Genomic DNA, 14,382 nt, shown 5'->3' on the forward strand with positions numbered 1-14,382 from the left:
GCGCCCACCGCCTCGGGGGCCGGCTGCTCCCCCGGCTGGCGGCCGACGCGCCGCCCCAGCACCGAATAGAGCTGGTAGAGGACGATGGCCGCCAAGCCGGCGAAAATGATCAATTCGAGCAGTTGCAACGAAGTCTCTTCAAGCCAGAACGCGCGGGATTATAAACCTTATATAGGACGCTGGAACGCCCCCGTCAGGGGCGACGTTGCATCGGTCCAGACGCCATGTTAGCCCGCCGGCCACAACCGATGCGTAAACGTCGCGCATCCTCACCATGGATATGAAGCCGAACTATGACCGATCTCGACGCCGGCGCGGGCGCGCCTGAAGGCCAGGCCGCCGAGCCCGCCGGCATCCGCATCCTCGCCCAGTTCGTGCGCGACTTCTCCTTCGAGAACCCGCGGGCCCCCGACGCGCTGCGCGCTGGCGCGGCCCAGCCGCAGATCGACCTCGGCGTGGAGATGAACGCCCGCGGCCGCGACGACGGCCTGTTCGAAGTCGACCTGAAGCTTTCGGCCCGCGCCTCGCGCGACGACGGTCCCCTGTTCGTGGTCGAGCTGCTCTACGGCGGCGTCTTCCAGATCACCGGCGTGGGCGCCGAGGACATCGAGCCGGTGCTGCTGATCGAATGCCCGCGCTTCCTGTTCCCCTTCGCGCGGCGGATCATCTCCGACATCACCGCCGAAGGCGGCTACCCGCCCTTCATGCTGGACCCGATCGACTTCGCCGGCGTCTACGCCGCGCGCAAGGCCCAGGAAGGCGAAGTCGGCCACGCGTAAACCCTCTATGGCTGCGGCATCCACACAGCGGGGTTGAAGCCGTCGGGCCGCTCTGATCGCCGCGGTCATCGTCCAGGGTCCACGCCCGCGACGGCGGGGCAAGCTCGAACGCAAGACCCCGCGGCAGAAAACCCCCACTTCAAGGGCTCGCTCGCGTACGCCGCTTGGGTCTGCGCAAAGGCCCGCAGGGTTGGCTCGAAATCCAAGCCGCCAAGCGCGCCCTCTCCCTCCTCGCCTCAACACGGCGTGTGAATCCGGTAGCCCATTAGGAAGGGAGGAAGATCATCCCCTTCAGCCGGTAGAGCGCCTCCATCGCCTCGCGCGGACTCATGCCGTCGATGTCGAGGCCCTTCAGCGCTTCCTCGACCTGGCTGGGTCCGTGGCTCTGCGCCTCCTCGACCGCCGCGGCTGCGGCGAACAGCGGCAGGTCCTCCAGGTGCGCCGGCGCGCCGGCCTCGCGCTCCAGACGCTCCAGCACCGACTTGGCGCGGGCGACGACCGGGGCCGGCACGCCGGCGAGCTTGGCCACCTGCACGCCGTAGGAGCGGTCGGCGGGACCGGGCCCGGCCTCGTGCAGGAAGATCAAATCGCCGTTCCACTCCTTGGCCTTCAGCGAGAGGTTGGCGCAATAGGCCAGCCGGCCGTCGAGCACCGCCAGCTCGTGATAATGGGTGGCGAAGAGCGCGCGGCAGCGGTTGGTCTCGTGCAGCGCCTCGGCGCAGGCCCAGGCGATCGCCAGGCCGTCGTAGGTGGCGGTGCCGCGGCCGATCTCGTCGAGGATCACCAGCGAGCGCGGCGTCGCCTGGATCAGAATGGCGGCGGTCTCGACCATCTCCAGCATGAAGGTCGAGCGGCCGCGGGCGAGGTCGTCGCCGGCGCCCACGCGGCTGAACAGGCGGTCGACCACGCCGAGCCTCAGCGACTTGGCGGGCACGAAGCAGCCGGCCTGGGCGAGCACGGCGAGCAGGGCGTTCTGGCGCAGGAAGGTCGACTTGCCGGCCATGTTCGGACCGGTGACGATGGCCAGCCGGGGTCCGCTCGCGCCCGCGCCGTCGAGCCGGCAGTCGTTGGGGGTGAAGGCCTCGCCCGCGCGGCGCACCGCGGCCTCGACCACCGGATGACGCGCCTGTTCGGCCTCGAAGGCCTGCGAGCGGTCGACCATCGGGCGCACCGCGCCGACGTCCTCGGACCATTCCGCCAGGCCGGAGGCGACGTCGAGCCTCGCCGCCGCCTCGGCGGCGGCCTGGATGAGCCCCGCGACCGCGACGGCGGCGGCGCGCCAGGCCTCGAAGGTCTCGACCTCGATGGCCAGCGCCCGCTCGGCGGCCTGGGCGATCTTCGCGTCCAGCTCGGCCAGCTCGACGGTGGTGAAGCGCACCTGGTTGGCCAGGGTCTGGCGGTGGATGAAGGCGGCGTTCAGCGGCGCGGCCATCAAGGGCTCGGCCGCCTTGGCGGTCGCCTCGACGAAATAGCCGAGCACGGCGTTGTGGCGGATCTTGAGCGCGACGCCGCTCTCCTGGACGAGCCGCGCTTCCAGCTGGGCGATCACCCGGCGGCTGTCGTCGCGCAGGGACCGCGCCTGGTCGAGCTCGGGCCGCACGCCCTCGGCGACGAAGCCGCCGTCGCGCGCCAGCGCCGGCAGGTCGGGGCCCAGGCCGCGGACCAGCAGGTCGCGGAAGGCCAAGAGGTCCGAGTGCAGGTCGAGGTTGAGGGCGCCGAGGGCGCTGGCGATCTCGGCCGGCGGCTCGACCAGCGGGTCGTGGGTCGAGGCGAAGAGGCCGACGATGGTTTCGGCCGCCCCCAGGCCGTCGCGCAGAGTCCCGAGGTCGCGCGGACCGCCGCGGCCGAGGGCCAGGCGCGAGAGCGCGCGGGCCATGTCGCCCAGGCCCTTCAGCTGCTCGCGCAGCCGCTGGCGCTGGGCCCGGTGCTCGCAGAACCAGGCGACGCCGTCGAGGCGGGCGTCGATCGCCGCCGGATCGAGCAGCGGGCGGGCGAGCCGCGCGGCCAGCAATCGTGCGCCAGGCGCCGTCACCGTGCGGTCGACGGCGGCCAGCAGCGAGCCGTCGCGGGCGCCGGAGGTGGCCTTCTCGATCTCCAGGCTGGCGCGGGTCGCCGGGTCGATGGCCATCACGTCGGCCTCGCCGGCTCGCCTCGGCGGCGTCAGCGCCGGCAGCTTGCCGGCCTGGGTGGTCTCCAGGTGGGCGGCGATCAGGCCCAGCGCGGCGATCTCCGCGCCGGTCAACGTGCCGAAGCCGTCGAGGGTCTCCACGCCGTAGAGCCGCTTGAGCCTGGCTTCGGAGGCCGACGGCTCGGCGAGCGCCTGCGGCATCGGCTGGACGAAGCCGCCGGCGGCCTTCAGCGCGGCGTTGACGGTCTCGTCGGAGAAAAGCCGGTCGGGAACCAGCACCTCCGAGGGACCCAGCGCCGCCAGCGCCGAGGCCAGGCCGCCGGCGCCCGTCGCCAGCACCTCGACCTCGCCGGTGGAGAGCTCGACGCTGGCCACCGCGGCGGCGCCGGCGCGCAGGGCGACGGCCGCCAGGCGGTTGGCCCCGCGCGCGTCCAAGAGGCCGTCCTCGGTCAGCGTGCCGGGGGTCACCACGCGCACGACGTCGCGCCGCACCACCGCCTTGGAGCCGCGCTTTCTGGCCTCGGCGGGATCCTCCATCTGCTCGCAGACGGCGACCTTGAAGCCGGCGCGGATCAGCTTGGCGAGATAGGCCTCCATGGCGTGGGCCGGCACGCCGGCCATCGGGATCGGCTCGCCGCCGTGCTGGCCGCGCGAAGTCAGGGTGATGCCGAGCGCGGCGGCGGCCTTCCGGGCGTCCTCGAAGAACAGCTCGTAGAAGTCGCCCATACGGAAGAACACCAGCGCGTCGGGCTGGCGGGCCTTGGCCTCGAAGAACTGCGCCATGACCGGCGAGGCGCCGGCGGCCGCCAGGCCGGGCGCTTCGGCGCTGGAGGACTCGACGCCGGCGGGGGGAAGGGGCGCGTTCATGGGAAGGGTGAAGCTATCGTCAAGGCCTTCCCGCGTCAGCCCCTTGAACTTAAGCCTGCGGGCGCCAAGCTGTGGGTAGATGACGCAGTCGTCGCCAGGAGCCTCGTTCTCCTACCTCGTCCTGCCGGCGGGACCCGCCGACGCCGAAGCGCTGGCCCAGGTGCATGTGACCGCCTGGCGCGAAACCTACCGCGGCCTCCTGCCCGACGCCTTCCTGGCCCGGATGAGCGAGGTCCGGACCGCCCGCCGCTTCCGCTACGAGCTGACCCGCCCCGGCCCGCACGACGTGGTGCTGGCGGCGCTCAATCCCTACGGCGTCTTCGGCTATGTCGCCGGCGGCCCCTCGCGCCATCGCGTCGAGGGCGAGGCGGAGATCAACACCCTCTACATCCTGCGCGCCGCCCAGGGCCGCGGCGTCGGCCGGCGGCTGCTGACGGACGCCGTGCGCGTGCTCGCGGCGCACGGCGCGCAGTCGCTGGTGATCTCGGTGCTGGCCGACAACGCGCCGGCCCGGGGATTCTACGCGCGCCTGGGCGGCAGGGCCGACCCCCCGGCGCAGCGCGCCGGCCCGGGCGGGTTGGTGTCGGAGGTCGACTACCGCTGGGCGGACCTTGGGCGGTTGATCGGCTGACGCCGGAACGCCCCCTCTGTCTCGCTGCGCGAGCCACCTCCCCCGCTTCGCTTACGCCGCCTCCGGCGCCGCGCTGGTCAGGGCCACGAACACGTCCTCCAGGTCCGGATCCTCAGTGGAGATGTCCTTGATGTGCAGGCCCGCGGCGCGGATCGCCGCCAGCACCTGCTCGACGCTGGACTGGCCGGTGCGGTAGCTGACCGAGAAGCCGCCCGCCTTGGTGAGCCGGGTCTCGAAACCGGGCAGGACCGGGGCCGCGCTCACCGGCGCGTCCGGCGTCACCAGCACGTGGCGCGTGTCCATCCGGCGCAGCAGGGTCCCGGTCGGCTCGCAGGCCACCACCTGGCCACGGTTGACGATGGCGATCTGGTCGCAGAGCTCCTGGGCCTCCTCCAGGTAGTGGGTGGTGAGCAAGATGGTCACGCCCCGCTTGTTCAGCTCGACCACATAGCTCCACAGCTGGCGGCGCAGCTCGACGTCGACGCCGGCCGTCGGCTCGTCGAGGATCAGCACCGGCGGGTTGTGCACCATCGCCTTGGCGACCATCACCCGCCGCTTCATGCCCCCCGAGAGCTGGCGAACATAGGCGCCCGCCTTGTCGGCGAGGCCGAGCGCGGTCAAGAGCTCCATGGTGTGGCGCTCCTTCGGCGGCACCGCGTACATGCCGGCGGCCACCTCGAGGGCCTCGCGCGGGGTGAAAAAGGGATCGACCGCAATCTCCTGAGGCACCACGCCGATCGCGGCGCGTGCGTCCCGCGGTCGCTCGTCGATGTCGCGGTTCCAGATCAGCACCTTGCCGGAGGTCTTCTTGGTCAATCCGGAGAGGATGTTGATGAAGGTCGACTTGCCCGCGCCGTTCGGCCCGAGGAGGCCGAAGATCGCGCCGCGGGGGATCGCCAGGTCGACGCCGCGCAGGGCGTGCATCTGCGGGGTGGTCTTGGTCGCTGCATAGGTCTTGACGAGGCCGCGGGCCTCGATGGCGTAGTCAGGCAGGGTCATCGAACGGCCATGGAAGGTTGTTGGGCAGCCTCGCTTCCGCCGGTCGCGATTGACGACGAAAGGCGCGCTCGCATACCTAGGCGCGCGTCGCGTCCGCGCCAAGCGGCCGAGCGGCATCTGAAGAGGCGTGGAATGGCTCGCGGAGTTCGCAACAAAGGCGTCGAGGCCCAGGCGCGGCCGTCCCTCACCCCCGACCTGCCGGCGCCGGAAGTCATTCCGGTCAAGTCCGGCCGCGTCGCCTGCGACGGTGTCGGCGGCGTGCTCGGCCACCCGCGCGTCTGGCTGGAGATGGGCGAGGCCGACTTCGTCGAATGCCCCTACTGCGACCGCCGCTTCGTGCTGGCGACGGGCGAAGGCGCAGAAGACGAGCGCCTGGCGCCGGGCGTCTACGAGGGCCCCAGGGGGCACTAATCCCTTCCTTAATTAAGGGAGGGAGCTCACACCCTGAGCGGCATCAGAATGTACTGCACGTCCGCGTCGCCCGGATCCAGCACCAGGGCCGGGTCGTTGGGGCCGCCGAAGCGCAGCTCGGCCATCTGGCCGGAGATCTGGTCGGTGATGTCCATCAGGTAGCGGGCGTTGAACGACAGCTCGAAGGCGTCGCCGTCGTAGTCGATCTCCAGCTCCTCGACCGCCTGGCCGGCCTCCATGTTGCGCACGGTCAGCACCACGCGGCCGCTTTCGATCGCCATGCGCACCGACCGGCTCTTCTCGGCCGAGATGGTGGCGACGCGGTCGATGGCCTGGGCGAACAGCTTGGCGTCGACGCGGACGATGCGGTTGTTGTCCTTCGGGATCACCCGGCTGTAGTCGGGAAAGTTGCCGTCGATGACCTTGGAGGTCAGGGCCGCGCCGTTCAACTCGAAGCGCACCTTCTGCGGGCTAACCGCCAGCTCGACGGTCTCGCCGGCGTCGTCGAGCAGACGGCGCGCCTCGCCGATGGTCTTGCGCGGCACGATCACCCCCGGGGCGCCGGCCGCGCCCTCGGGCGCCGACATCTCGGCGAGCGCCAGGCGGCTGCCGTCGGTGGCGACGGCGCGCAGCTTCTGGACGCCGCCCTCGACCACCGTGTGGACGTAGAGCCCGTTCAGGTAATAGCGGGTCTCTTCGGCGGAGATGGCGAAGCGGGTCTTGTCGATCAGCCGGATCAGGTCGGTGACGTCGACGCTGAGGCGGCCGGCGAGGCCGTCGGCCGACATCACCGGGAAGTCGCCGGCGGGCAGCACCGGCAGGCTGAAGCGCGAGCGGCCGGCCTGGACCATCAGGCGGGGATCCTCGCCGGTGAAGGTCAGGGCCACGTCGGCGCCGTCCGGCAGCTTGCGGACGATCTCATAGAGCGTGTGGGCCGGGGCGGTGATCTGACCCGGCTGGTCGACCTGGGCGAAGGCCTCGTCGATGATCTCCATGTCGAGGTCGGTGGCCGAGAAGGTCAGCCGGTCGCGCTCCGCCGACAGCAGCACGTTCGACAGGATCGGGATGGTGTTGCGCCGCTCCACGGCGCTCTGCACATGCCCCAGCGCCTTCAACAGCGCCGCCCGTTCGATCGTCAGCTTCATGGCCTTGTCCCGCTCGCACATGCGCCGGCGCGCGAATCAGGCGCGGGCGCCCCCCGACTGGAAGGGACTTGGGACATTAGCCAATTTCGCAGGGTGGGGAAGAGGCGGTGGTGAAGCGTTGGTTAACGCCGATCAATCCCTTCCGCTTATGGAGAGGGGACGACCGCCCCCCTCCCCATCGAGGCGGCGACTAGGCCCTGGTGTCCACCGAGCCGCCGCCCTGGTCCTCGTCGTTGGCCGCGTAGGGGTTGGCGGCGGCCGGCGCCGGTTCGGCCTGGGCGCCGGCGACCTTGGCGGCGACCACCACCATGGCCGGACGGACCAGCCGGCCCAAGAGTTCGTAGCCAGGCTGCAGCACCTGGATGACCCCGCCGGCAGCCACGTCGCTGTCGGGCTGCTCCATCATCGCCTGGTGCTTGTGAGGGTCGAACTTCTCGCCCCTGGCCGGGTCGATCTTCTTCAGACCGTTGCGCTCGAAGGCGCCCAGCAGCTCCTTTTCGGTCATTTCGACGCCGACCACGAAGTTCTTCATCGCCGGGTCGGCGGTGTCCGACGGATGGGCCGCGAGCGCGCGGGCGAGGTTGTCGGCGACGCCCAGAAGGTCGCGGGCGAACTTCTGGATGGCGTAGGCGCGGGCGTCGTTGGCCTCGCGCTCGGCCCGCCGCTTGATGTTGTCGGCCTCGGCCGCATAGCGCAGGACCTGCTCCTTGAGGGCGGCCGCCTCGGCGCGCAGCGCGTCGAAGTCGGCGTCGTTGACAGCCTCGGGGTTCGGCGCCTGGGCGTCGGGCGCGGGCGTCTGGTCTTCTGACATGGGTTACGTGGCTCGCGGTTCTTAAGCGTTCATCACCTGGCCAAGCACGCGGGCGGTGTAGTCCACCAACGGGATGATCCGGGCGTAGTTCAATCGCGCGGGGCCGATCACGCCGATCGCGCCCAGCACCCGCTGCGAACCCGTCATATAGGGCGCCGCGATGACAGCGGAACCCGAAAGCGAGAAGAGGCGGGTCTCGGCGCCGATGAAGATGCGCACGCCGGCGCCTTCGCGCACCCCGTCCAGCAGCTGAATCAGCTGCTCCTTCTGCTCCAGGTCCTCGAACAGCGAGCGGACCTTCTCCAGGTCCTCGAGCGCCTCGCGCGCCTCCAGCAGATTGGCGCGGCCGCGGACGATCAGCGCCCGGTCCTCCGCCTCGCCGCCGCTCCAGGCGGCCAGGCCGTCCTCGACCAGGCGGGCGGCGGTCTCGTTCAGCTCCCGCCGCGCGCGGTCCAGCTCCGCGCCGAGGTCGACGCGCGCCTCCACCAGGGTGCGGCCGCGCAGGCGGGCGTTGAGGAAGTTGGAGGCCTCCTGCAGGGCCGAGGGCGTGACGCCCGCGGGCAGGCGGATCAGCCGGTTCTCCACCGTGCCGTCTTCGAAGACCATGATGGTCAGCGTCCGTTCGGCGCCGAGGGCGACGAATTCGACGTGCTTGACGCCGGCGTCGCGGGTCGGCGTGACGACCACCGCCGCCCCCCCGGCCAGGCCCGAAAGGATCGCGCTGGCCTCGTTCAGCGCGTCCTCGTAGTTGCGGCCGTGGGCGCGCAGGCGGGCCTCGATCGAGCGGCGCTCCTCCTCGCCGACGTCGCCGACCTCCAGGAGGCCGTCGACGAACAGCCGAAGGCCCGCGTGCGTCGGCAGGCGGCCGGCGCTGACGTGCGGCGCGCCCAGGAGGCCCAGCTGCGTCAGGTCCTGCATGGTGTTGCGGATCGAGGCCGGCGACAGCAGCAGCCCGGTCTTCGACAGGGTGCGCGAGCCGACCGGCTCGCCCGTCTCCAGATAGCTCTCGACGATGCGACGGAAGATATCCCTCGCCCTTTCGTCGAGCTCGGCCAACGAGGGCCCGCGGGCGAAGATCGGGGTGTTCACGTCAGCGTGCGGCGTCGTCGGTCTGTGTGCGCCCATGGACTGGACCTGTGCGATCTAGGATAAGCCCGGCCTTCCAGCTTGCAAGCCGCCTCACGATTCTCAGGAGTTTCCTCCATGCGCCCGTCCGAACGCCTGGCCGACGTCCTTCGGCCCGTCACGCTGGAGGTGGGCGTCAACCGCTACGCCGAAGGCTCGTGCCTGGCGAGCTTCGGCCACACCAAGGTGCTGGTGACCGCCAGCCTGGAAGAGGGCGTGCCGCCGTTCCTGCGCGGGCGCGGCCAGGGCTGGGTCACCGCCGAATACGGCATGCTGCCCAGGGCCACCCACACCCGCGGCCGGCGCGAGGCGGCGCAGGGCAAGCAGTCCGGCCGCACCCAGGAGATCCAGCGGCTGATCGGCCGCTCGATGCGCGCCATCGTCGACCTGAAGGCTCTGGGCGAGCGGCAGATCACCCTGGACTGCGACGTGATCCAGGCCGACGGCGGCACCCGCACCGCGGCGATCACCGGCGCCTGGGTCGCGCTTCGGCTGGCCACCCGCCACCTCCTGGAAGAGGGCCTGATCACCGCCGACCCGATCCTCGACCAGGTGGCGGCGATCAGCTGCGGGGTGTTCAACGGAACCCCGGTGCTGGACCTCGAGTACGAGGAGGACTCCAACGCCGAGGCCGACGCCAACTTCGTCCTGACCGGCAAGGGCGACATCGTCGAGATCCAGGCCACCGGCGAGAAGCGCGGCTTCAGCGAGGGCGAGTTCGAGGCCCTGTTCGCGCTCGCCCGCAAGGGCATCGGCGAGCTGTGCGCCGCGCAGCGGGCGGCGACGGGCGGCTAAAGCTCGTCCTCGGGCTCCTCGGCCGGCCCCGGCTCGTAGACCAGCAGGTCGCCGGGCTGGCAGTCGAGTTCGCGGCAGAGCGCGGCCAGCGTCGAAAAGCGCACCGCGCGGGCCCTGCCGGCCTTCAGGATCGACAGGTTGGCGACCGTCACGCCGACGCGGTCCGCCAGCTCGGTCAGCGACATCCGGCGGTCGATCAGGATCCGGTCGAGGCTCACGCGGATGGGCATGAAAGAAGGCGGTCCGCCTGGATGTTAGATCGTCAGTTCCGCTTCGCGGCGCAGGCGCGCGCCCTCGCGGAACACCTCCGCCAGGACGAACACCACCAGCACGGAGAACCAGGCGGTCAGGCTGAAGCTGGCGTGCGCGTCGCGCACCCAGGGCAGCCAGGCGCTGATCCCCACGACCGCGTAGCGTCCAAGCTCGAGCGCCGCAAGCATGCCGCCGATCAGGCGCAGGCGATTGACGTTCTCCGGCTGGAACGGATCGCCGGCGGTGAGGGTGACGAAGATCCGCCGAAGCGCGCCGATGATCACCAGCACGATCGCCGTGTAGAGGCAGCCGGCCAAGAGACCGCCGAAGATCAGCGGCGCGCGCTCGGCGTAGCGTGCGCCTTCGGCGAAATGCGCATTGGCCAGCAGCGAGGGGTTGAAGGCGAACAGCAGGGCCGCCAACGCCAGGAGGGCCGAGCCGCCGGCGCCTATGACCAGGGCCGCATAGACGACATCCAGGATGATCTTCAGGAAGCTGGAAACCGAACCCGGACCCAAGGCGCGCATCAGACCCCTTTCCCTCGCCGGCCGCCCGCCGCGCCCGGCGATCCGGGCGGCTCGGGGCGAACGCCTGGGGACAGCCTAGTGGATCAGGCCGCCCGTCGCGACCAAGCGACATCGCTCCACGTCGATAATCAACAGCAGCGCGCGGAGGCGCTATGGTCCGCCGCGAAGAGGAGCACAACCCATGGCCCTGACGCTCGAGCCCGACGCGAAGCTGCTGGTGGCGACCCACAATCCGGGCAAGGCGCGCGAGCTGGCCGAGATCCTGGAGAACCGGTTCCAGCTGATCACCGCCGGCGATCTCGGCCTGGCCGAGCCGGAGGAGACCGAGACGACCTTCGTCGGCAATGCGCTGCTCAAGGCCCGCGCCGCGGCCGAGGCCGGCGGCCTGCCGGCGCTGGCCGACGACTCCGGCCTGTCGGTGGCGGCGCTGGACGGGGCGCCGGGAGTCTATTCCGCGCGGTGGGCCGGGCCCGGCAAGGACTTCTCGGTCGCCATGGACAAGGTGGCCGAGCGCCTGGAGGAGACCGGCAGCGAGGATCGCGCCGCCTGGTTCACCTGCGCGCTGGCGATCGCCTGGCCGGACGGGCCGGCGGTGGTCGTCGAGGGCCGCGTCGACGGGACGCTGGTCTTCCCGCCCCGCGGGAGCCGCGGCTTCGGCTACGACCCGATCTTCATCCCGCAGGGGTACGATCTGACGTTCGCCGAGATGGAGACCGCCGCCAAGGACGCCATGAGCCACCGCGCGCGGGCGTTCGCGAAGTTGAAGGCCGCGCTCTGGTGATCGCCGCCCCGCCGCTCGGGGTCTACGTCCACTGGCCCTACTGCGCGCACATCTGTCCGTACTGCGACTTCAACGTCTATCGCGCGCGGCGGCCGGAGGAACCGGCGGCGCTGGCGCGCGCGATCGTCGCCGACCTGGCGGCCCAGGCGGCGCTGACCGGCCCCAGGACCCTGGTCTCGGTGTTCTTCGGCGGCGGCACGCCCTCGCTGATGGACCCGCTCTGGGTCGGCGAGATCGTCGCGGCGGCGTGCAGGCTCTGGACGCCCGCATCCGACCTGGAGATCAGCCTGGAGGCCAATCCCACCGACGGCGAGGCCCGGCGGTTCGAGGCCTTCGCCGCCGCCGGCGTCAGCCGGCTGTCGCTCGGCCTGCAGGCGCTGGACGATCAGTCCCTGGCCTTCCTCGGCCGCAACCATGACGCGGCCACGGGCCTGCGCGCGGCGAAGGCGGCGGCGCGGACCTTCCCGCGGCTGTCGCTCGACCTGATCTACGCCCGTCCCGGACAGACGCCCGAGACCTGGACCTCGGAGCTGCGTCAGGCCGTGGCGCTGGGCGCGGAGCATCTGTCGCCCTATCAGCTGACCATCGAGCATGGCACCGCCTTCGACCGGGCGGTGCGTCGCGGCCGGTTCACGCCGGCCGACCCGGAGCTGGGCGCCGTGCTCTACGAGACCACCCAGACGGTGCTGGAGGCCTGCGGCTTCACCGCCTACGAAGTCTCCAACCACGCCCGCGGCGAGGCGGCCCGCTCGCGGCACAACCTCGTCTACTGGCGGGGCTCGGACTACGTCGGTGCAGGCCCCGGGGCGCATGGCCGGATAAGCCGCGGCGGCGCGCGGCTCGCCACCGTCGCGGCCCAGCGCCCGGCCGACTACATCGCCCGCGTCGCCGAGCATGGAACCGGCTTCGCCGAGCAGGAGATCCTGAGCCCGCTGGAGGCCGCCGAGGAGCGGGTCTTGAGCGGTCTGCGGATCGCGGAAGGCGTGGCCTTCGCCGAGCTCGCCGCGCTCGACCTCTCGCCGAGCCGGATCGCCGACCTGACCGGGCTGGGGCTGCTCGCCCACGACCCGCAGCGGCTGCGCGCGACGCCCGCGGGACGCCTGGTGCTCGATCGGCTGACCGCCGACCTGTTGACCTGAGCCGCGCAAGACGCGAAGCCAGGCCGATGGCGCGCCCCCTGCCCCCGCCGATGCTCGACGATGCGCCGCTGGCGCCGGGCCTCTATGTCGTGGCCACGCCGATCGGCAACCTGCGCGACATCACCCTTCGCGCGCTCGACGTGCTCGCCGGCGCGGACCTGGTGCTGGCCGAGGACACGCGGGTGGGCGGCAAGCTGCTCTCCGCGTTCGGCCTCTCCAACAGGCTGGAACGCTACGACGAGCACGCCGCCGAGCGGGCGCGGCCGAAGGCGATGGCGACGCTGGCCGAGGGCGGCCGCGTGGCGCTGATCTCCGACGCCGGCACGCCGCTGGTGTCCGACCCGGGCTTCCGGCTGGTGCGCGAGGCCACCGAGGCCGGCCACCGGGTCTATCCGATCCCCGGCGCCTCGGCGCTCCTGGCCGGCCTCTCGGCGGCCGGACTGCCGACGGACCGCTTCCTGTTCGCGGGCTTCCCGCCGCCGAAGAGCGCCGCGCGCCGCACCTTCCTGGAAGAGCTCGCCGGGATCCGCGCCACCCTGGTGTTCTTCGAGGGCGGCTCGCGGCTGGCCGACAGCCTGGCCGACATGGCCGCGGTGCTCGGCGAGCGCGAGGCGGTGGTCTGCCGCGAGCTGACCAAGCTCTACGAGACCATCGTCCGCGGGCCGCTCGGGCGGCTGGCGGCGGATCCGCAGTTCGAGGCCCCCAAGGGCGAGATCGTCGTGCTGGTTGGCCCCGGCCGTGAAACCGAGGCGACGGCCGCCGACGCCGACGCCGCCCTCGCCGAGGCGTTGAGCCGCCTGAAGCCCGCCGACGCCGCCGCCGAGGTCGCCAAGGCGCTGGGCTTGCCGCGCCGCGACCTCTACAAGCGGGCGCTTTCCCTCAAGGACCGTGGATGAAGACCGCGCGCGCCATGCGCGGGGCGGCGGCGCGCAGGTCCGGCCGCCGCGGCGAGGTGCTGGCCGCGCTCTGGCTGATGGCCAAGGGCTACCGCATCCTGGGCTTCCGCCTGCGCACGCCGCAGGCCGAGATCGACCTCCTGGCGATCCGTGGCCGAACGCTGGCGGTGGTCGAGGTCAAACGTCGCACCGACCTGCTCACCGCGCTTGAGACCGTCAGCCTCGACCAGCGCGAACGCCTGCGGCGCGCGGCGGCCGCCGTCGCCGCCCAGCGGCCGGCGCTGGCGGGTGCGTCGGTTCGCCTCGACCTCATGGCCCTCGCGCCCGGACGCCTTCCTATGCATATTCCTGACGCTTGGAAGGGCGCCTGAGAGAGGCATGACGCGAGAAGAAGCAGAAGACTGCCTGCTGGAGGCCGGCGCCGCCACGGACGGGGAGTTCCCCCTGCTCGAGGCCGCGATCGCCTGCGCCATCCATGAGGACCCCACGCGCGACCCGCAGATCGCGCGCGACCTCGCCGCTGCGGGCGTCGAGCGGCTGACCCAGCGCCTGAAGCGCGAGAGCATCGAGGAGGCCCTGGCAGAGGCCATGGCCGGCGACCTCAGCCTCGCCGGCGACCTCTTCACCCACGACGATCCCGAGAACGCCGACATCATCTCGGTGAGCACGCGCCGCCGCGGGCTGGCGGTCAGCCTGGGGATCTTCTACCTGCACGCCGCGCGGCGCTGCAGCCTCACCGTCCAGGGCGTCGACTTCCCGGGCCATTTCCTGCTGCGCATCGAGACCGAGGAAGGGCCGCTGGCGCTCGACCCGTTCAGCGAGGGCCGGGTGGTGCTGCCCTCGGAGCTCACGCGGCGGGCGCTGCACGCGGGCCTGACGCCGAACGTCGCCGACCGGCTGGACCGGCTGATGGCGCCGGTCAGCGACCGGGCGGTGCTGGTGCGGCTGCAGAACACCATCTACGCGCGGGCCTCGGCCGCCCGCGACTTCGCCCGCGCCGAGCGCGCGGCGCTGCGGCGGGCCCTGCTCGATCCACAGGACCATCGGCCGTGGCTCGACGTCGCCGCCGCGCGCGAGGGCCAAGGCGCGCTCGCCG

16 protein-coding genes are annotated in these 14,382 nt (G+C 72.0%); 9 read left to right on the forward strand and 7 right to left on the reverse strand.

All coding sequences use genetic code 11. The features are described from left to right. Positions 1 to 293: 293 nt before the first annotated feature. Positions 294 to 779, forward strand: coding sequence for a protein-export chaperone SecB (secB, locus tag VJS38_RS05025; RefSeq protein WP_324087057.1), 486 nt, complete (start codon positions 294 to 296; stop codon positions 777 to 779). A 265-nt stretch (positions 780 to 1,044) separates the two neighbouring features. On the opposite strand, the gene mutS is transcribed toward secB, so the two are convergent. Further along, positions 1,045 to 3,690 carry a DNA mismatch repair protein MutS gene (gene mutS / locus VJS38_RS05030; RefSeq protein ID WP_324087072.1) on the reverse strand — a complete coding sequence of 882 codons (2,646 nt, stop codon included), beginning with the start codon at positions 3,688 to 3,690 and terminating at the stop codon, positions 1,045 to 1,047. A 163-nt stretch (positions 3,691 to 3,853) separates the two neighbouring features. Between mutS and VJS38_RS05035 the strand changes: the two genes are divergently transcribed. Further along, on the forward strand, positions 3,854 to 4,405 hold the full coding sequence (locus tag VJS38_RS05035) for a GNAT family N-acetyltransferase (RefSeq protein ID WP_324087058.1): 552 nt from the start codon (positions 3,854 to 3,856) through the stop codon (positions 4,403 to 4,405). 51 nt (positions 4,406 to 4,456) lie between these two features. Here the strand turns inward: VJS38_RS05035 and VJS38_RS05040 are convergent, their stop codons facing one another. Beyond that, on the reverse strand, positions 4,457 to 5,404 hold the full coding sequence (locus VJS38_RS05040) for an ABC transporter ATP-binding protein (protein ID WP_324087059.1): 948 nt from the start codon (positions 5,402 to 5,404) through the stop codon (positions 4,457 to 4,459). Positions 5,405 to 5,536: 132 nt separating this feature from the next. On the opposite strand from VJS38_RS05040, the gene VJS38_RS05045 reads away from it, so the two are divergent. Beyond that, positions 5,537 to 5,815: a zinc-finger domain-containing protein gene (locus VJS38_RS05045; protein WP_324087060.1), complete on the forward strand. Its 279-nt coding sequence runs from the start codon at positions 5,537 to 5,539 to the stop codon at positions 5,813 to 5,815. 26 nt (positions 5,816 to 5,841) lie between these two features. Here the strand turns inward: VJS38_RS05045 and dnaN are convergent, their stop codons facing one another. The 3 genes from dnaN to hrcA form a co-directional block, all read right to left on the reverse strand. Beyond that, positions 5,842 to 6,960 (reverse strand): DNA polymerase III subunit beta, encoded by a 1,119-nt coding sequence (dnaN, locus tag VJS38_RS05050; protein ID WP_324087061.1) that lies wholly within the window; start codon positions 6,958 to 6,960, stop codon positions 5,842 to 5,844. Positions 6,961 to 7,150: 190 nt separating this feature from the next. After that, positions 7,151 to 7,771, reverse strand: a complete 621-nt coding sequence (grpE, locus tag VJS38_RS05055) for a nucleotide exchange factor GrpE (protein ID WP_324087062.1) — start codon at positions 7,769 to 7,771, stop codon at positions 7,151 to 7,153. Between the two features lie 21 nt (positions 7,772 to 7,792). Beyond that, complete coding sequence (gene hrcA, locus VJS38_RS05060) at positions 7,793 to 8,896, reverse strand: heat-inducible transcriptional repressor HrcA (RefSeq protein WP_324087063.1); 1,104 nt, start codon at positions 8,894 to 8,896, stop codon at positions 7,793 to 7,795. A gap of 78 nt (positions 8,897 to 8,974) precedes the next feature. On the opposite strand from hrcA, the gene rph reads away from it, so the two are divergent. Continuing rightward, a complete protein-coding gene (rph, locus tag VJS38_RS05065; protein WP_324087064.1) occupies positions 8,975 to 9,691 on the forward strand; it encodes a ribonuclease PH in 717 nt (238 codons plus the stop codon). Here rph and VJS38_RS05070 read toward each other — a convergent pair. Continuing rightward, positions 9,688 to 9,921, reverse strand: coding sequence for a helix-turn-helix transcriptional regulator (locus tag VJS38_RS05070; RefSeq protein ID WP_324087065.1), 234 nt, complete (start codon positions 9,919 to 9,921; stop codon positions 9,688 to 9,690). The two genes, rph and VJS38_RS05070, sit on opposite strands and share 4 nt — an antisense overlap. A gap of 24 nt (positions 9,922 to 9,945) precedes the next feature. After that, positions 9,946 to 10,470 carry a DUF2975 domain-containing protein gene (locus tag VJS38_RS05075; protein WP_324087066.1) on the reverse strand — a complete coding sequence of 175 codons (525 nt, stop codon included), beginning with the start codon at positions 10,468 to 10,470 and terminating at the stop codon, positions 9,946 to 9,948. A 181-nt stretch (positions 10,471 to 10,651) separates the two neighbouring features. Here VJS38_RS05075 and rdgB point away from each other — a divergent pair, with 181 nt between their 5' ends. The 5 genes from rdgB to VJS38_RS05100 all read left to right on the forward strand — a co-directional run. Continuing rightward, positions 10,652 to 11,251 (forward strand): RdgB/HAM1 family non-canonical purine NTP pyrophosphatase, encoded by a 600-nt coding sequence (gene rdgB / locus VJS38_RS05080; protein WP_324087067.1) that lies wholly within the window; start codon positions 10,652 to 10,654, stop codon positions 11,249 to 11,251. Further along, on the forward strand, positions 11,248 to 12,390 hold the full coding sequence (gene hemW, locus VJS38_RS05085) for a radical SAM family heme chaperone HemW (RefSeq protein WP_324087068.1): 1,143 nt from the start codon (positions 11,248 to 11,250) through the stop codon (positions 12,388 to 12,390). Before rdgB ends, hemW begins: the two co-directional genes overlap by 4 nt. Before the next feature lie 26 nt (positions 12,391 to 12,416). After that, positions 12,417 to 13,286, forward strand: a complete 870-nt coding sequence (gene rsmI, locus VJS38_RS05090) for a 16S rRNA (cytidine(1402)-2'-O)-methyltransferase (RefSeq protein ID WP_324087069.1) — start codon at positions 12,417 to 12,419, stop codon at positions 13,284 to 13,286. Continuing rightward, a complete protein-coding gene (locus VJS38_RS05095) occupies positions 13,283 to 13,657 on the forward strand; it encodes a YraN family protein (RefSeq protein WP_324087070.1) in 375 nt (124 codons plus the stop codon). The genes rsmI and VJS38_RS05095 overlap by 4 nt, the downstream gene beginning before the upstream one ends. Positions 13,658 to 13,664: 7 nt before the next feature. Continuing rightward, positions 13,665 to 14,382: transglutaminase family protein (locus tag VJS38_RS05100; RefSeq protein ID WP_324087071.1), on the forward strand; the 718-nt coding region annotated here is incomplete at its 3' end.

Source organism: Phenylobacterium sp. (genome assembly GCF_035276905.1).
GTDB lineage: Bacteria > Pseudomonadota > Alphaproteobacteria > Caulobacterales > Caulobacteraceae > Phenylobacterium.